This is a genomic window from Stenotrophomonas sp. YJH_SMC_27, from assembly GCF_059369815.1.
In genome coordinates this window covers 17473-32973 of record NZ_JCAFTA010000016.1, presented here as the reverse complement: position 1 = coordinate 32973, position 15501 = coordinate 17473, and the positions used below count along the sequence as shown (strand labels likewise).

General features: G+C 67.6%; 18 protein-coding genes. 7 read left to right on the top strand and 11 right to left on the bottom strand.

The annotated features are described in order from the left end of the window. Window positions 1-7: 7 nt before the first annotated feature. From AC5P7R_RS19175 to ccmA, 6 genes are read right to left on the bottom strand one after another with little or no spacing between them, the layout of a single operon-like run. Window positions 8-1927, bottom strand: coding sequence for a heme lyase CcmF/NrfE family subunit (locus tag AC5P7R_RS19175; RefSeq protein WP_180832188.1), 1920 nt, complete (start codon window positions 1925-1927; stop codon window positions 8-10). After that, on the bottom strand, window positions 1928-2389 hold the full coding sequence (gene ccmE, locus AC5P7R_RS19170; protein ID WP_180832189.1) for a cytochrome c maturation protein CcmE: 462 nt from the start codon (window positions 2387-2389) through the stop codon (window positions 1928-1930). Further along, complete coding sequence (gene ccmD / locus AC5P7R_RS19165) at window positions 2386-2574, bottom strand: heme exporter protein CcmD (protein WP_019660476.1); 189 nt, start codon at window positions 2572-2574, stop codon at window positions 2386-2388. The genes ccmE and ccmD overlap by 4 nt, the downstream gene beginning before the upstream one ends. Beyond that, a complete protein-coding gene (ccmC, locus tag AC5P7R_RS19160; RefSeq protein ID WP_019660475.1) occupies window positions 2571-3341 on the bottom strand; it encodes a heme ABC transporter permease CcmC in 771 nt (256 codons plus the stop codon). Before ccmC ends, ccmD begins: the two co-directional genes overlap by 4 nt. A 43-nt stretch (window positions 3342-3384) precedes the next feature. Continuing rightward, window positions 3385-4080 carry a heme exporter protein CcmB gene (gene ccmB / locus AC5P7R_RS19155; RefSeq protein WP_006456616.1) on the bottom strand — a complete coding sequence of 232 codons (696 nt, stop codon included), beginning with the start codon at window positions 4078-4080 and terminating at the stop codon, window positions 3385-3387. Next, window positions 4077-4829 (bottom strand): heme ABC exporter ATP-binding protein CcmA, encoded by a 753-nt coding sequence (ccmA, locus tag AC5P7R_RS19150; protein ID WP_478405376.1) that lies wholly within the window; start codon window positions 4827-4829, stop codon window positions 4077-4079. The genes ccmB and ccmA overlap by 4 nt, the downstream gene beginning before the upstream one ends. Before the next feature lie 56 nt (window positions 4830-4885). Between ccmA and AC5P7R_RS19145 the strand changes: the two genes are divergently transcribed. The 3 genes from AC5P7R_RS19145 (at window position 4886) to AC5P7R_RS19135 (ending at window position 7393) form a co-directional block, all read left to right on the top strand. Next, window positions 4886-6034, top strand: a complete 1149-nt coding sequence (locus tag AC5P7R_RS19145; RefSeq protein WP_021202999.1) for a pyridoxal phosphate-dependent aminotransferase — start codon at window positions 4886-4888, stop codon at window positions 6032-6034. 14 nt (window positions 6035-6048) lie between these two features. Continuing rightward, window positions 6049-6855 (top strand): amidohydrolase, encoded by an 807-nt coding sequence (locus AC5P7R_RS19140; RefSeq protein ID WP_021203000.1) that lies wholly within the window; start codon window positions 6049-6051, stop codon window positions 6853-6855. Between the two features lie 103 nt (window positions 6856-6958). Beyond that, window positions 6959-7393 carry a hypothetical protein gene (locus AC5P7R_RS19135; RefSeq protein ID WP_495214139.1) on the top strand — a complete coding sequence of 145 codons (435 nt, stop codon included), beginning with the start codon at window positions 6959-6961 and terminating at the stop codon, window positions 7391-7393. On the opposite strand, the gene AC5P7R_RS19130 is transcribed toward AC5P7R_RS19135, so the two are convergent. Together AC5P7R_RS19130 and AC5P7R_RS19125 are read right to left on the bottom strand one after the other, a co-directional pair. Next, window positions 7380-7673, bottom strand: a complete 294-nt coding sequence (locus AC5P7R_RS19130; RefSeq protein WP_019660470.1) for a hypothetical protein — start codon at window positions 7671-7673, stop codon at window positions 7380-7382. The two genes, AC5P7R_RS19135 and AC5P7R_RS19130, sit on opposite strands and share 14 nt — an antisense overlap. A gap of 95 nt (window positions 7674-7768) precedes the next feature. After that, window positions 7769-8896 (bottom strand): MFS transporter, encoded by a 1128-nt coding sequence (locus tag AC5P7R_RS19125; RefSeq protein ID WP_227853547.1) that lies wholly within the window; start codon window positions 8894-8896, stop codon window positions 7769-7771. 91 nt (window positions 8897-8987) lie between these two features. Here AC5P7R_RS19125 and AC5P7R_RS19120 point away from each other — a divergent pair, with 91 nt between their 5' ends. Next, a complete protein-coding gene (locus tag AC5P7R_RS19120) occupies window positions 8988-9776 on the top strand; it encodes an AraC family transcriptional regulator (protein WP_021203002.1) in 789 nt (262 codons plus the stop codon). Between the two features lie 116 nt (window positions 9777-9892). On the opposite strand, the gene AC5P7R_RS19115 is transcribed toward AC5P7R_RS19120, so the two are convergent. Genes AC5P7R_RS19115 through AC5P7R_RS19105 form a run of 3 tightly spaced genes read right to left on the bottom strand, consistent with a single transcriptional unit; the run spans window position 9893 to window position 13308 of the window. After that, window positions 9893-11527: a pseudouridine synthase gene (locus tag AC5P7R_RS19115; RefSeq protein WP_021203003.1), complete on the bottom strand. Its 1635-nt coding sequence runs from the start codon at window positions 11525-11527 to the stop codon at window positions 9893-9895. Beyond that, window positions 11520-12389: an SMC-Scp complex subunit ScpB gene (scpB, locus tag AC5P7R_RS19110; RefSeq protein ID WP_227852238.1), complete on the bottom strand. Its 870-nt coding sequence runs from the start codon at window positions 12387-12389 to the stop codon at window positions 11520-11522. Before scpB ends, AC5P7R_RS19115 begins: the two co-directional genes overlap by 8 nt. Before the next feature lie 13 nt (window positions 12390-12402). After that, window positions 12403-13308 carry a segregation and condensation protein A gene (locus AC5P7R_RS19105; protein WP_188249602.1) on the bottom strand — a complete coding sequence of 302 codons (906 nt, stop codon included), beginning with the start codon at window positions 13306-13308 and terminating at the stop codon, window positions 12403-12405. Window positions 13309-13681: 373 nt separating this feature from the next. Here AC5P7R_RS19105 and AC5P7R_RS19100 point away from each other — a divergent pair, with 373 nt between their 5' ends. The 3 genes from AC5P7R_RS19100 (at window position 13682) to AC5P7R_RS19090 (ending at window position 15440) form a co-directional block, all read left to right on the top strand. After that, complete coding sequence (locus AC5P7R_RS19100) at window positions 13682-13981, top strand: YciI family protein (RefSeq protein WP_026347072.1); 300 nt, start codon at window positions 13682-13684, stop codon at window positions 13979-13981. A 20-nt stretch (window positions 13982-14001) separates the two neighbouring features. Further along, window positions 14002-14253 (top strand): BolA family protein, encoded by a 252-nt coding sequence (locus tag AC5P7R_RS19095; protein ID WP_032953611.1) that lies wholly within the window; start codon window positions 14002-14004, stop codon window positions 14251-14253. A gap of 149 nt (window positions 14254-14402) precedes the next feature. Beyond that, window positions 14403-15440: a LacI family DNA-binding transcriptional regulator gene (locus tag AC5P7R_RS19090; RefSeq protein ID WP_019660462.1), complete on the top strand. Its 1038-nt coding sequence runs from the start codon at window positions 14403-14405 to the stop codon at window positions 15438-15440. Window positions 15441-15501 lie beyond the last annotated feature (61 nt).

Below are 15501 nucleotides of genomic sequence, written 5' to 3'. Positions count from 1 at the left end.
GAAACTCCTACGGACGACGGAAACGGCGGTCGGCGGCGGCGATGAATCCGCCCAGGGCCATCAACAGCGCGCCCAGCCAGATCCAGCGCACGAACGGCTTGATGTGCACCCGTACCGCCCATGCATTGTTGCCCAGCGGCTCGCCCAATGCCACGTAGACATCGCCGTCGAAGCGTGCATCGATGCCGGCCTCGGTCATCACCTGGCCGCCGCTGGCGTACTGGCGCTTCTCCGGGTGCAGCAGGGCCAGTTCGCGGCCGTCGCGGAACACCCGCAGGTGACCGCGGTCGGCGATGAAATTGGGGCCTTCGCGATGGTCCACGCCCTCGAAGCGCACTTCGTAGCGACCGACCACCAGATGCTGGCCCGGTGCCAGCGCCACTTCACGCTGCACGTTCAGCGCTTCGACCAGCAGCGCGCCAGCCAGGAACACGGCGATGCCGGCGTGGGCGACGATCATGCCGAGCATCTCGGCGGTGAAGCGGCCATTGCCGCGCAGGCGCTGCCAGACGAAGCGTGCGGTGCCGAGTGCGACCCAGGCCGCAGCGGCGACGCCGATGCCGGCCTTCCAGCCGTTCTGCGGCGCCTGCCACCAGGCCAGCGCGCCCAGCAGCACGGCCAGCCCCAGCCATGGCGCCAGCAGCGCGAATGCACGCGAAGTTTGGTCGCGCTGCCACTTCACCAGCGGGCCGAACGGCAGCAGCAGGATCATCGGCGCCATCAGCAGCAGGAACAGACTGCCGAAGTAGGGCGGGCCGACCGAGATCTTGCCCAGCGACAGCGCATCGGCCAGCAGCGGGTACAGCGTGCCCAGCAGGACCATCGCGCAGGCGGTGGCCAGCAGCAGGTTGTTGGCCAGCAGCAGGGTCTCGCGCGAGGCGGCGGTGAAGCCACGGCGCGGATCGTCGGCGTCCACGCTCAGCTGGCTGGCGCGCAGCGCGTACAGCAGCAGGCTGCCGCCGACCAGCACCGACAGGAACACCAGGATGAACAGGCCACGCGACGGATCGGCGGCGAACGAATGCACGCTGGTCAGCACACCGGAGCGCACCAGGAAGGTGCCCAGCAGCGAAAGCGCGAAGGCCGCGATCGCCAGCAGCAGGGTCCAACTGCCGAACGTGCCGCGCTTTTCAGTGACGGCCTGCGAATGGATCAGTGCCGCACCGACCAGCCATGGCATGAAGCTGGCGTTCTCCACCGGGTCCCAGAACCACCAGCCACCCCAGCCCAGCTCGTAGTAGGCCCACCAGCTGCCCAGCGCTATGCCAAGAGTCAGGAAGCCCCAGGCGACGTTGGTCCACGGCCGCGTCCAGCGCAGCCAGCGGGCGTCGACGCGGCCTTCCAGAAGCGCGGCCACCGCGAACGCGAACGGCACCGCGAAACCCACGTAACCGATGTACAGCATCGGCGGATGGATGATCAGCCCCGGGTCCTGCAGCAGCGGGTTGAGGTCGCGGCCTTCCAGTGGTGCCGGGTTCAGGCGCAGGAACGGATTGGAGGTGAAGATCAGGAAGGCGAGAAAGCCGACGCTGACAATGCCCATCACCGCCAGTACGCGCGCCTGCACCGGTGCTGGCAGGTGCCGCGAGAACAGAGCCACCGCGCCGGTCCACAATGCCAGCACCAGCGCCCACATCAGCAGCGAGCCCTCATGCGCACCCCACACCGCCGAATAGCGGTAGATCATCGGCAGCAGCGAATTGGAGTTCTCGGCCACGTAGCGCACCGAGAAATCCTGCTGCACGAACGCGGCGGTCAGCGCCGCGAACGCGCCGGCCAACAGCAGCAGCTGCGCGAAGGCGGCAGGCCGCGCCACTGCCATCCATGCCGCGTTGTTGCGATGCGCACCGACCAGCGGCAGGCCGGCCTGCAGCAGCGAGGCCAGCAACGCACACAACAGCAGGATCTGACCCAGTTCGGGCAGCACTCAGCGCACCTCGGGGGCCGTCACCGGCACGTCGTGCTTGCGATGGGCATCGCCCATCTTGTCGGCCACTTCCTTCGGCACGTACTTCTCATCGTGCTTGGCCAGCACTTCGTCGGCGACGAAGACACCGTCCTGCAGGCGGCCACTGGCGACCACCGCGGTGCCTTCGGCGAACATGTCCGGCAGGATCCGCGAGGTGGCCACCGCCAGCTGTGCATCGCCGTCGGTCACTTCGAAGCGCGCCTCCAGCGAGCCGACCGGGCGGTTGAAGGAGCCCTTCACCACCATGCCGCCCAAGCGGAAGCGCGACTGCGCATCGACATCGCCGCGCAGCACTTCCGAAGGGGTGTACAGGTAGGCGATGTTGCGCTCCAGTGCCATCGCCACCAGCGCGGTGGCCACGCCGGAGGCGAGCAGTGCCAGCAGTACCCAGGCCAGGCGGCGGCGTTGTACCGGCGTCATCGTTCCAGCTCCGTCGACAGCGGCGTCGCTGCGTCCTGCCTGCCCGCCCGGGTCTGCTGGCGTTGCTGGCGGGCCAGTGCCAGCCGGCGTGCCACGCGCAGTCGCAGCCACGAACCGATGGCATCGGCGCCGAGCACCAGTACGAACACGGCGTAGGCGCCGATCACATAGGGAAGGTGGGTCATGGCTGGGCCTCCGGGACAGGGCGTTCGGCACCGACACGTCCACCGACCCAAGCCTTGCCGGCCTCGCGGTCGAGATTGTCAGAGCGCGCCTTGGCCAGCACCGAACCGGCAAACCAGAACTTGGTGCCGATCACCATCCACCACAGCGGCGCGATCATCGCGCTGCTGATCGCCGATTCACCGAACACGTTGATGGACTGGCGCTGGTGCAGGCCGCCCCACCAGTCCACCGAATAGCGGATCACTGGCAGCAGGCTGACACCGACGATGGCCAGCAGGCCGGCCGCGCGTGCGGCGCTGCGGCGGTCCTCGATGGCGTGGTACAGGCCGATCACGCCCAGGTACAGGAACAGCAGCACCAGTTCGCTGGTCATGCGCGGGTCCCAGTCCCACCAGGTGCCCCAGGTGCCCTTGCCCCAGATGCTGCCGGTCAGCAGGGTGATGAGGGTGAAGCCGGCGCCCATCGGCGCGCAGGCCATGGCCAGGATCTCGCAGACCTTGATCCGCCAGATCAGCGCGATGGCCGCGTACAGCGCCATCAGTGCGAACACGAACAGGCTCATCCAGGCACTGGGCACGTGGATGTAGAGGATGCGGAAACTGTCCAGCTGCTTGGCTTCCGGCGGAACCACCAGCAGCGCCTGCCACATGCCGACCAGCAGCACCGGCACTGCGGCGAGGTAGAACACCCGCGACCAGCGGGCGGCGAAACGGTCGAACGTGGGAGGCGAACCGAGTTGGTGGAACCAGCGGACAATCGGATTCATGCGTGGCGGCTATCCAGCAGGGGTGGATTGGCTCTCAGCTCGGTCAACTCAGAGAAATACGTATTGCAGCAGCAGTGGCCAGCGGAGCCAGCACCAGCGCGACCAGCAGGCCAGCGCCCAGCATCAGCAGCGCACCGACCGGATCCTGCCCGCGCCCGGCTGCCGCCAGGCTGCCTGCGCCGAACACCAGCACCGGCACGTACAGCGGCAACGACAGCAACGCCACGAGAATACCAGAGCGCCGGATGCCGACGGTCAGTGCAGCGACCACGCCACCGATCAGGCTCAGCAACGGCGTTCCCAGCAGCAACGATGCCAGCAACATCGGCAGCTGGTCATGCGGCAGATGCAGCATTTCGGCCAGCAGCGGGCTGACCACGATCAACGGCAGGGCGGTGGTGGCCCAGTGCAGCAGCACGCGTACCAGCACCAGCCAGGCCAGCGGCACCGGCGCCAGCAGCCATTGTTCCAACGAGCCGTCTTCGGCATCGGAACGGAACAGCGAATCCAGCGACAGCTGTCCCGCCAGCAGCACGGCCAGCCACAGCACCGCGCCGGCGGTGGCGGCCAGCAGCTGTGGCTCACGACCCTGGGCCAGCGCGAACAGCACCACCACCAGCACCGCGAACAGCAGCGGTTGCAGCGCGTCGCCGCGGCGGCGCCAGAGCAGGCGCAGGTCGCGCTTGAGCAGGGCGCCTGCGGTCTGCCACAGGCCCGGTTCGGTACCCGGCGCGATCATGCGGCACCGCCGAGGTCGAGCTGGCGGGTACGCACCGGCGGTGCGGCATAGGCGCCGTGGGTGGTGACCAGCGCAGCGCCACCGGCGCGCAGGTGCGCCGAAATCATCCGGTTGACCAGGGTGATGCCCTCCAGGTCGAGGTTGGCATAGGGCTCGTCCAGCAGCCACAGCGGCGCCGGCGACAGCCAGATGCGCGCCAGTGCCAGCCGCCGCTTCTGCCCGGCCGACAGATGCCGCACCAGGGTGTCCTCGTAGCCGGCCAGGCCGACGATCGCCAGTGCGTTGCCGGGCATCTGCCGGGCACGCCGGCCATGCAGGCCGCACAGGAAGTGCAGGTTCTCCAGCGTACCGAGGTCCGGCTTCAGCGCCGGCAGGTGGCTGAGATAGGCCACGTAGCGCGCACGCTCGGCGTTGCTGGCGGGCTTGCCGTCGATCCGCACCTGGCCGGCGCCGGGCCGGGCCAGGCCGGCCAGCACGCGCAGCAGGGTGGTCTTGCCGGCGCCATTGCCACCCTGCACCAGCAGTGCCTCGCCGGCGTCCACATGGAAGTCCAGCGGGCCGAACACCGGCTCGTCATTGCGGGAGAAGCTCAGGCCGCTGGCGGCCAGCAATGCAGGGGTGTTCAAGGGGCAGGGGTCTTCATGCCGGAGTGCGATGGCAATTGTAGCGGTGAATTCACATGGTAGTGCCGGCCGCTGGCCGGCAATTTCGCCATCTGCCAGCCGAGGTTGCCGGTCAGCGGCCGGCACTACCGACGCGCGGATTGCGTAAACTCGGGGGCCCTTGTTCTCCACAGTCCAGGCCGATGCAACCCACCACCAAGCTGCCCAAGGTCGGTACCACGATCTTCACCGTGATGTCCCAGCTCGCTGCCGAACATGGCGCGGTCAACCTGGGCCAGGGGTTCCCGGACTTTTCCGCGCCGCAGCGCCTGATCGATGAAACGGCCAAGGCGATGGCTGCCGGCCTCAACCAGTACCCGCCGATGACCGGCGTGGCGCCGCTGCGCCAGGCCATCGCACAGAAGTCGCTGGACCTGTACGGCGCCACCATTGATCCGGACACCGAAATCACCGTCACCAGTGGCGCCACCGAGGCCATCTTCAATGCCATCCACGCGGTGGTGCGCGCCGGCGAGGAAGTCATCGTGCTCGACCCGGCCTATGACTGCTACGAGCCGGCGATCGAGCTTGCCGGTGCCAAGGCCGTGCACGTGCCGCTGGACCCGCAGACCTTCGCTGTGGACTGGGACCGCGTGCGCGCGGCAATCACCCCGCGCACCCGCATGCTGATGGTCAACACCCCGCACAATCCGTCCGGTGCGATGCTGGACGAGGCTGACATGCAGGCGCTGGCCGAGCTGCTGCGCGGCACGCAGATCTACCTGGTCTCCGATGAGGTGTACGAGCACATCATCTACGACGGTCGCCGCCATGAGTCGGCGCTGCGCTATCCCGAACTGCGCGAGCGCACCTTCGTCATTTCCAGCTTCGGCAAGACCTACCACTGCACTGGCTGGAAGATCGGCTACGCCGTGGCGCCGCCATTGCTGACCGCCGAGTTCCGCAAGGTGCACCAGTACAACACGTTTACCAGCTTCGGCCCGGCCCAGTACGGCTTCGCCGCGATGATCCGCGACGAACCCGAACACCACCTGGAACTGGGCGCGTTCTACCAGGCCAAGCGCGACCGTTTCCGCGAGCAGCTGACCGGTACCCGCCTGAAGGCGCTGCCGGTCCCGGGCGGCTACTTCCAGCTGGTCGACTACTCGGCCATCAGCGACCTGCCGGACCATGAGTTCGTGAAGTGGCTGACCATCGAGAAGGGCGTGACCGCCATCCCGCTGTCGCCGTTCTACGAGTCCCCGCCGGCCGGCCAGCGCCTGGTGCGCCTGTGCTTTGCGAAGAATGAAGCAACGATGGACGCGGCGATCGAACGCCTGCGCCTGCTCTGAGCGGAGGCGTGAACATGCAGGACCTGCGCATTTCCCTCGTCCAGGGTGACACCCGCTGGCACGATCCGGCCGGCAACCGCGCCTACTACGGCGCGCTGCTCGCACCGCTGGCCGGCACCACCGACCTGGTGATCCTGCCGGAGACCTTCACCAGTGGCTTCTCCAATGACGCCATTGCCCAGGCCGAAGGCATGGACGGCCCGACCGTGGCCTGGGCGCGCGAACAGGCCCGGGCCCTGGGTGCGGCGGTGATCGGCAGCGTGCAGCTGCGCGACGGCGAGGGCGTGTACAACCGCCTGCTGTTCGCCACCCCCGATGGCAACCTGCAGTACTACGACAAGCGCCACCTGTTCCGTTACGGCGGCGAGCACGAGCGCTATGCCGCTGGCCGTGAGCGCCTGAGCGTGGAATGGAAGGGCTGGCGGGTCAATCCGCAGGTCTGCTACGACCTGCGCTTCCCGGTGTTCTGCCGCAACCGCTACAACGTCGAACGCCCGCAGCAGCTGGATTTCGACCTGCAGATCTTCGTGGCCAACTGGCCGTCGGCGCGCGCCTATGCGTGGAAGACCCTGCTGCGTGCGCGCGCGATCGAGAACCTGTGCTTCGTGGCGGCGGTAAACCGCGTCGGCGTGGACGGCAACCAGCTGCACTACGCCGGCGACAGCGCGGTGATCGACTTCCTCGGCCAGCCGCAGGTGGAGATCCGCGAACGCGAACAGGTGGTGACCACCACCATTTCGGCCGAAGCACTGGCCGCACATCGTGCGCGCTTCCCGGCGATGCTCGATGCCGATGCCTTTCACCTGGACGAACAGGCCTGAGTCACGGCCTGAACACCGCCGCACCAGCGCGCGCGCCTGCATCCAATCTGCACGCGCGCGCTGCTAGATTCGCCGGCAGTCCGACCGAACTGGAAGTGCCGCCATGAACAAGCCTCTCGCCCTGCTGCTGGCCCTGTCTGCTGCAACGCTGGCCCCAGCTGCACACGCCGCCGGCAATCTCGATTGCCAGCTGCGCTACAACCTGTCCGGTTGGTCGCTGATCTACAAGACCGCTTCCGGCACCGGCACGGTCACCTGCAGCAATGGCGCCAGCATGCCGGTGCGTATCGAAGTGAAGGGCGGGGGCCTGACCGTGGGCAAGTCGAAGATCACCAATGGGCGTGGCAGCTTCACCGGTGCGGTCAGCGTCAACGAACTGCTGGGTACCTACGCGTCGGTGGGTGCGCATGCGGGTGCGGCGAAATCCAGCAACGCGCAGGTGATGACCAAGGGCGACATCTCGCTGGCCCTGTCCGGTACCGGCAAGGGCTGGGACCTGGGCGTGGACGGCGCCGCCTTCACCATCAGCCGGCGCTGAGGCGCGTCGGCTGGGCAGTTCCCCAGCTGATGCGGATGTAGTGCTGTTCGGAATCGCTCAACAGCCGTTCGACATCGAAACCATTTTTCAGCAATTGTGCGACCGCGTCTTCGACGAGCTGCTCGCTGGCCATTACCTGGCTGAAGCCGAACACGATGTAGCGACGGCCATTTTCCGAGCCGGCCTGGATGGCGTTGTCGAGGTCGCGGTAGAACAGTTCGATCGGGCGCTTGGCGGCGTCAGCGTTGGCGCGGGCCTGTTCGGCGGTGATGGTGATCATGGGCATCGGTCTTGTGTGGGACAGCGCGCACGATAGCCAGCGAATCAAAGCCGTTCCCGGAAGCCGCGCACAGTGCGCTGTTTTTGCAGCAATTCCTAGGTCGCAGCGGGACGCCGCCGCTGCAGCCAGAAGGCCAGCAGGCCGCACACGATGAGCGTCGGTGCCAGCAGCTGCACTGCACCGACCAACGCCATTGCCGCACCGATCAACAGGTAGTAGAGCAGGCCGAACAGTGCGCCTGCGCTGCCAAGACAATGTGGGTAGCCGCGCAGGGCCTGGCCCAGCACATTGGGAATGGCAAGGCCGAAGCCCGTCACCACCGGCACCATCGCCGCGACCAGGGCAGGGTGATCATGCAGCAGCGCAGCCAGCAGGCCTCCCGTCAGAACCAGGCCTGCGGCGGTGCGGATGCGCGTGGCCGCGGCAACGCCGGCACGCAACAGGCGGCCATTGCCCCATGCACCCAGTGCCGAGCCCAGTGCCAGCAACGCGCCGCTGGCGCCGAACCAGGCGGCGGGCCAGTGCAGGCGCGCAAATGCGAAAGGACCGAGCGCGTACCAGCTGTACATCGCTACGTTGAAAGCCATCACCAGCAATGCGTGTGACCAGATCCAGCGATCGCACAGCAGTTGCCGCAGCAGCGGCAGCATGGGCGTGTGCGGGATATGTGCAGGGCGGCTTTCGCGCAGGCCAGCCAGGCATGCGACTGCCAGCACGGCAGCGGTCAGCAGCAGGCCGGACTGTACGCCGACATAGCCATGGACGGCGACCAGCAGCGTGCCCAGTGCAAGGCCGATGGCCGGGCTCAGGGCCAGGGCCATGCCGATCCAGGAGAATGCCTGCGCCAACGCGGGTCCCTGCAGGTGGTCGCGCAGCACGGTCTGGGTGACCACCGAAGCAGCGGCGGCGCCAACCGCGGCCAGCGCTTGGGCCAGCAACACCTGGCCGAAGCTACCAGCGAGCAGGCCGCCCAGTGCAGCCACTGCAAAGACGCCCAAGCCACATAGAAGGGCCGGGCGACGACCGATACGATCGGCCAGGCGCCCCCACAGCAGCACGCCTGCAGCGAAGCCGAACAGATACAGGCTCATGGCCTGGCTGGCGGTACCCGGCGGCAGGGCGAAGCGTTTGGCCAGATCGGCCAGGGCCGGGCTGTACAGGGTCTGTGCCAACTGCGGAAACATCAGCAGTGCAATGGTGAGCAACAACATGCGGCGCGACATGCGGGCGCTCCAGGAACAAGGGCCGCGCATTGTGGTCGCGACTGCAATGACGCACCCTGTCTATCCTGTCATCGAATGTATGAAATCAGACATGGCCTGGTTGCAGCCGCACACGCACTTCGACGCCGATGCCTGGAGCGCTCCGGTGCTGGGGATCGCAGCATCACTGGCGGATCACGACTCGGGTTGGCACCAGCATGCACGCGCGCAACTGCTCTACACCCGGCAGGGCTGCACGCGCCTCACCTACGGTGATCGCATCAGCCTGCTGCCGCCCGCGCGCGCCGCGTGGATTCCCGGTGGGCTACGCCATCGCGCGCAGATGCGCCAGGCGGTCGACTACCGTTCGTTGTACTTCGACGCCACCCTGTCAGCCCAGCTGCCCCGGCAACCAGCGATCATCGGCGTGGGGCCGCTGCTGCAGGCCTTGCTGGAGCCGATTGCGCAGGCGCCGTTCGACCATGACTGGCAGTCGCCGCGCGCGCACCACCAACTGGCGTTGTGCGTGCTGGAAATCGCTGCTGCACCGGTGGCTCCGATGGACCTGCCTTTGCCGCGTGATCCGCGCATTGCACGTTGCCTGCCGTTGGCCGAACAGCTGCCGCCCGAACTGCACGAACTGGCCACGCGTACCGGCCTGAGCGCGCGTACGGTTGGCCGGTTGATGCAACACGATACAGGCATGGGCTATCAGGCCTGGCGCCAGCAATGGCGCCTGATGCGGGCCATGGAGCTGCTGTTGCTCGGTCATCGCGTCGCGCATGTGGCCCAGGACACCGGCTTCTCCGCCGAGAGCCCGTTCATCGCCTTCTTCCGCGGCATGACCGGCACCACGCCCGCCGCGTTCCAGCGCCACGCAAAAGGGGACGGAGGGGATTAAGTCGCTTTCGCCCCTTTGATACAGGCCGTGGCAAAAACGACTTAATCCCCTCCGTCCCCTTTTCAAAGAAAAACCCCGGCCGGAGCCGGGGTTTTTCATTTCAGTCGGGCCGGTGATCAGCCGCCGCGCGGGCCGCTGCGGCGCGGGCCGCCCGGACCGCGGTTGCCACCGGGGCCGCCCGGACCACGGTTCCCACCCGGGCCGCCAGGGCCGCGATTGCCGCCCGGGCCACGGTTGCCGCCGCCCGGACCACGACCGCCCGGACGCGCACCGTGCGCCGGCTTCGGGCTGCCGTAGGGGTTGAAGCCCGGCGTGGCGTGGTCGGACGGGAAGCTCGGGGCATTGCCCGGGTGGCCGTACGGGTGCCTGTTGCCCTGGCCCTGCGAGCGGTTGCCGGCACCGGCCGGACGACCCTGGCCGCCTGCGCCGCCACGGCCTTCACCGCCGAAACCGCCACGGCCCTGGCCGCCACCGGCGCCTGCACCCGGACCCTTCGGCTTGCCATACGGACGGCCCTGGCCGCCTGCACCCGGACCACGGGCACCGGGGCCGCGCGCGCCCGGACCGGCGTTGCGATGGCCGCTCGGGCCGGTGCTTACGCCATCCGGCACGTACCAGGTGCGGAATGCCGCCGGATTGCCTTCCGGCAGCGAGCGATCATTCTTCGGGGCGCGCTGCTTGAACGGCTTCTGCGACTGCTTGGCTGCCGCTTCACCGCTGACCGTCAGGCCGCCCTTGAAGCCGCCACCCTTGCCGCCGCGACCACGGCCGCGGTCTTCGCGGACGTTGTCGAAACGGCGCAGCTCGCGACCTTCGTCAGCGGTGTTGTGGCCATTGACGTAGGCATTGCCGCGGCCACCTTCGCGCACGCGCACGGTGGTCTTGGCGGCGCGGCGCTGGCCGATCACCGGCTGCAGCGTCAGCGCCGACGGTGCGCCTTCTTCCAGCTTCAGCTGCGCACGCAGCGCTTCCACCTGGGCGGTACCCAGTTCCACCGAATGGCCACGGGCCAGTTCGCGCGGCAGGCTAACCTTGCCGTAGCGGGTGCGCTTCAGGCGGCTGACCTGGCAACCCTGCGATTCCCACAGGCGGCGCACTTCGCGGTTGCGGCCTTCCTTCACCACGACGCGGAACCAGTCGTGCGAATCGGTGCCGCCGATGCGTTCGATCTCATCGAACTTGGCCGGACCGTCCTCCAGCGCGACGCCACGGCTGAGGCGGTCGACGATGGCGTCGGAGACCTTTTCCTCGCCTTCCGGCGCACGCACGCGCACCACGTACTCGCGCTCGACCTCGAACGACGGGTGCATCATGGCGTTGGCCAGTTCACCGTCGGTGGTGGCCAGCAGCAGGCCGGTGGTGTTGATGTCCAGGCGGCCGATGGCGATCCAGCGCGCGCCCTTCAGCGGCGGCAGCGATTCGAACACGGTCGGGCGGCCTTCGGGATCTTCGCGGGTGGTCACTTCGCCTTCAGGCTTGTTGTAGACCAGCACGCGCGACGGTTCGGACAGGGCGGTGGCGACGAAGCCGCGACCGTCCAGTTCGATCCTGTCGCCGCTCTTGACCGACATGCCGGTCTGCGCGACTTCACCGTTGACCTTGACCAGGCCCTCGGCAATGCGCTGTTCCAGCGCACGGCGCGAGCCGAGGCCGGCCTGGGCCAGCACCTTGTGCAGGCGCTCTTCCAGCTTGAACTGTTCGGAGGTGGCTTCGCGCTTCAGCGAGAGCTTGTTACGGGGGGTGTCACTCATCAGTTTTGCTCCGGCCGACGGTTTCGAGGTCGGCCTCTGGTTCGGAATCGGCTTGGTCAACAGCCACGGTCGTCATCGCGACGGCGTTGTCTTCGCGTTCGTTCAGGGGCACCGCGCGCTCGCCCGGCGCGGAATCGGGGTGCCCATCATCGAAGGGCGAAGGTGCTTGCTCATCGGTGGCCGACGCAGGCGCTGCATCGGCGGAATCGGGGGTGTCACTGCCGGCCAGGCCGGCGTCGTCGTTGGCGGCAGCGCCGTCGGCCGAGACGTCCGGGCCGTCGGCGCCGGCAACGGCCGGAGCATCGCGGTCCAGCGCCAGCTGCGGTTCCAGCTCGCCCAGGTCCTTCAGTTCCGACAGCGGCGGCAGTTCGTCCAGCCGCTTCAGCCCGAAGTAGTCCAGGAAGCCCTTGGTGGTGCCGAACAGTGCCGGCTTGCCGGGCACGTCGCGGTGGCCGACCACGCGGATCCATTCGCGTTCTTCCAGTGCCTGGATGATGTTGCTGCTGACCGCCACGCCGCGCACCTGTTCGATCTCGCCGCGGGTGATCGGCTGCCGGTAGGCGATCAGCGCCAGGGTTTCCAGGGTGGCACGGGTGTAGCGGGTCTTGCGTTCGGTCCACAGCCGGCTGATCCAGCCATGCACTTCGCTGGTGACCTGGTAGCGGAAGCCCGAAGCGACCTCGACCAGTTCCACGCCGCGTCCTTCGCAGGCCTCGCGCAGCCGTTCCAGCGCACGTTCGATGCTGCCCGGCGGTGCGGGCTCATCTTCCGGGAACAGGTCCTTCAGCTGGGCCAGGGTGAGCGGCTGGCTGGAGGCCAGCAGGGCACCCTCGACAATGCGGTCGATCAGCGATTGGTCCATCGGCACTCAGCGCTCACTCATTGGCATTGGAGGCGTCGTTGTCGTCAAACTCGCTGCTGAACTGCAGCGGGGCGTTGGTGTTGCCGGCCGCCAGCGACTTGACGTAGATCGGCGCCAGCGGTTCTTCCTGGACGATGTCCAGCAGCTGTTCCTTGGCCAGCTCCAGCACCGCCAGGAACGTGACCAGCACGCCCAGCTTGCCTTCTTCGGCCGTGAACAGCCCTTCGAAGCGATAGAACCTGCCGTCTTCCAGGCGGCCGAGTACCTCGCCCATGCGTTGCCGCACGCTCAGTGCCTCGCGCTTGATGGCGTGGCCGCTGAACAGCTCGGCGCGCTTGAGCACGTCGTGCAAAGCCAGCAGCATTTCCTTCAGGTCCACCGGCGGCGGCAGCTTCACCGTGGCGCGTTCGGGCATGAAGGCATGCGCCACCGTGGTGTCGCGGTCCTGACGGGGCAGGGCGTCGATGTCCTCGGCGGCCTGCTTGAAACGTTCGTACTCCTGCAGCCGGCGCACCAGCTCGGCGCGCGGGTCGGCCTCATCGCCTTCCTCGCTGACCGGGCGCGGCAGCAGCATCCGCGACTTCACCTCGGCCAGGATCGCGGCCATCACCAGGTACTCGGCCGCCAGCTCGAAGCGCAGCTCGCGCATCACGGTGATGTATTCCACGTACTGCCGGGTGATCTCGGCGACGGGGATGTCCAGTACATCGAGGTTCTGGCGGCGGATCAGGTACAACAGCAGGTCCAGCGGGCCTTCGAAGGCATCCAGGATGACTTCCAGCGCGTCCGGCGGGATGTACAGGTCCTGCGGGATCTGCAGGACCGGTTGCCCATGCACCACGGCCAGCGGCATTTCCTGCTGCTGGGGGGCGGGCGGCCGGGTTGGCGGGTTCGCGTCAAGCGCGAGTTCGGAAGTCATCTAATGGACATCAGGATTGCAACGGACCAGTCGCGGCACCGGGTTCGCCGGGCCAACGCCACGGCGCCCCAGGGCACCAGACACGCCGGGATCGGCGCGATTCCACACATATCAAACAGCAGGACGCGCCGCAGGAGACGGCAGCGACAGAACTACGGGGAGGTCGTCTACGTGGCCCGGCCGGATGGTCCGGTTTGAAGCAGCGGGACGGTCGTCGGGGGCTGCGTTGGCCGCAAAACCGACGGGCTGCTGCATCCACCACGTGCAATGGAGTCTAGGGTAAGCCTTTGTCGCGCCAGTGTCCAGCCGGGCCGGGGCAGGGAGCGCATTGGCTAGAATCTGCGCACCCGACAACGCAAGCGAGGAAATGCCGGTGTGGTATGTGATCGAAGGGTATGACGGCCAGGATGTGCTGGCGCAGCGGCTGCAGGCGCGGCCGGAACACCTGGCGCGCCTGCATGCGCTGCGCGACGAGGGGCGCCTGCTGCTGGCCGGGCCGTGCCCGGTGGTGGACAGCGAAGACCCGGGCCCGGCCGGCTTCAGTGGTTCGGTGGTGATTGCACAGTTCGAGTCGCTGCCGCAGGCCCAGGCCTGGGCCGATGCCGACCCGTACGTCGCCGCCGGCGTATACACCCATGTGCAGGTGCGGCCGTTCCGCAAGGTCCTGCCGTGAACGCGGAGCGGATCGAGCGGATGCGTGACGCACTGCAGCAGGCGCTGGCCCCCAGCGTGCTGGAAATCGAAGACGACAGTCATCGTCATGCCGGCCACGCCGGTGCACGCGATGGCCGCGGCCATTTCAACGTGCATGTGGTCAGTGAGCGCTTCGCCGGGCTGGGTCCGCTGGCCCGGCACCGCGCGGTCTATGCCGCGCTGGGGTCGATGATGGAGACCGATATCCACGCGTTGTCCATCCGCGCGCAGACCCCGTCAGAACAGGGCTGAGCCCTTGTCCCACGCTGTCCTGGCGGGTCCTTCATGGGCCTCGCCACGGACAGGTTTTCATGTCCATTTCGGGACATTCGCCTAACGGACTGTTTACAAGCCCAGATGGAAACGCTTACATTCCGCGCCAATGCTGGTAGGTCCAAGCCGTGGAGGGCGGCTTCGTGAACAAGGCAGCTATCACAATCAAAGACGTCGCACGCGAAGCCCGGGTCTCCGTGGCCACGGTTTCCCGCGCGCTCAACGGGCATGAAAATGTCGCCGAACCGGTCCGCCAGCTTGTGCTGGAGGTGGCCGCACGGTTGCGTTACACCCCGCACGCCGCCGCCCGCAGCCTGAGCAGCCGCCGCACCAATACGGTGGGCGTGGTGCTGCCTGATCTGTACGGCGAATTCTTCTCCGAGTTGATGCGCGGCATCGACGGCGTGGCCCGCAACCGCCGCCAGCACCTGCTGGTGTCCAGCTACCACGGCGATCAGGAACAGCAGGGCGCCGCCCTGCGTGCCATGCGCGGCCGCGTCGACGGCCTGCTTGTGCTCTCGCCGTACGCCGAGAGCCCGGGCTTCCTGACCGACAACCTGCCGCAGTCGCTGCCGACGGTGTTGATCAATACCTATCTGCCCGGGCAGGACCACCCGGTGCTGAGCATCGATGACCACGCAGGTGCGATGGCGATGACCCGCCACCTGCTGGACGCCGGCCACCGTCGCATCGCTTTCATTTCTGGCCCGGATCTCAACTTCGACGCGCGCGAGCGCCTGCGCGGCTTCCGTGACGCGCTGGTGGCTTTTGGCGGTGGCGCCGAAGGCATCGAGTTGCCCGGTGATTTCGACGAAGCTTCCGGCCATCGTGCCGGTCAGGAGTTGCTGGCAGCCGGAGCGCTGCCCGATGCCGTATTCGCCGCCAACGACATGATGGCCCTGGGGTGCCTGTATGCATTCACCCAGGCCGGCGTCCGTGTGCCCGCCGATGTTGCCTTGGCGGGTTTCGATGACATTCCACTGGCGCGTTTCGTCCACCCGTCGCTGACCACCATGCAGGTCAGCATCGCCGAGCTCGGCGACCGGGCCATGACGCGTCTGATGCAGTTGATGGACGGCACCTCCACGGATGGGGCAGGGGACAAGCAGACCCTGGTTCCCCGCTTGATTGTTCGCGATTCCACCACTCCGCCATCCGGCCGTTGAAGCCAGAGGCGTTCCTTCTTTTTTGATTGATCGCAGGGACCGCGCAAGCGGTTACCGCCAC

Bases quoted from the DNA above. Each gene is read 5' to 3' on its own strand.
- ccmE (WP_180832189.1), bottom strand. From the start codon at position 2,389: ATGACGCCGGTACAACGCCGCCGCCTGGCCTGGGTACTGCTGGCACTG.
- ccmD (WP_019660476.1), bottom strand. From the start codon at position 2,574: ATGACCCACCTTCCCTATGTGATCGGCGCCTACGCCGTGTTCGTACTG.
- ccmC (WP_019660475.1), bottom strand. From the start codon at position 3,341: ATGAATCCGATTGTCCGCTGGTTCCACCAACTCGGTTCGCCTCCCACG.
- ccmB (WP_006456616.1), bottom strand. From the start codon at position 4,080: ATGATCGCGCCGGGTACCGAACCGGGCCTGTGGCAGACCGCAGGCGCC.
- AC5P7R_RS19145 (WP_021202999.1), top strand. From the start codon at position 4,886: ATGCAACCCACCACCAAGCTGCCCAAGGTCGGTACCACGATCTTCACC.
- AC5P7R_RS19140 (WP_021203000.1), top strand. From the start codon at position 6,049: ATGCAGGACCTGCGCATTTCCCTCGTCCAGGGTGACACCCGCTGGCAC.
- AC5P7R_RS19135 (WP_495214139.1), top strand. From the start codon at position 6,959: ATGAACAAGCCTCTCGCCCTGCTGCTGGCCCTGTCTGCTGCAACGCTG.
- AC5P7R_RS19130 (WP_019660470.1), bottom strand. From the start codon at position 7,673: ATGATCACCATCACCGCCGAACAGGCCCGCGCCAACGCTGACGCCGCC.
- AC5P7R_RS19125 (WP_227853547.1), bottom strand. From the start codon at position 8,896: ATGTCGCGCCGCATGTTGTTGCTCACCATTGCACTGCTGATGTTTCCG.
- AC5P7R_RS19120 (WP_021203002.1), top strand. From the start codon at position 8,988: ATGGCCTGGTTGCAGCCGCACACGCACTTCGACGCCGATGCCTGGAGC.
- AC5P7R_RS19115 (WP_021203003.1), bottom strand. From the start codon at position 11,527: ATGAGTGACACCCCCCGTAACAAGCTCTCGCTGAAGCGCGAAGCCACC.
- scpB (WP_227852238.1), bottom strand. From the start codon at position 12,389: ATGGACCAATCGCTGATCGACCGCATTGTCGAGGGTGCCCTGCTGGCC.
- AC5P7R_RS19105 (WP_188249602.1), bottom strand. From the start codon at position 13,308: ATGACTTCCGAACTCGCGCTTGACGCGAACCCGCCAACCCGGCCGCCC.
- AC5P7R_RS19095 (WP_032953611.1), top strand. From the start codon at position 14,002: ATGCGTGACGCACTGCAGCAGGCGCTGGCCCCCAGCGTGCTGGAAATC.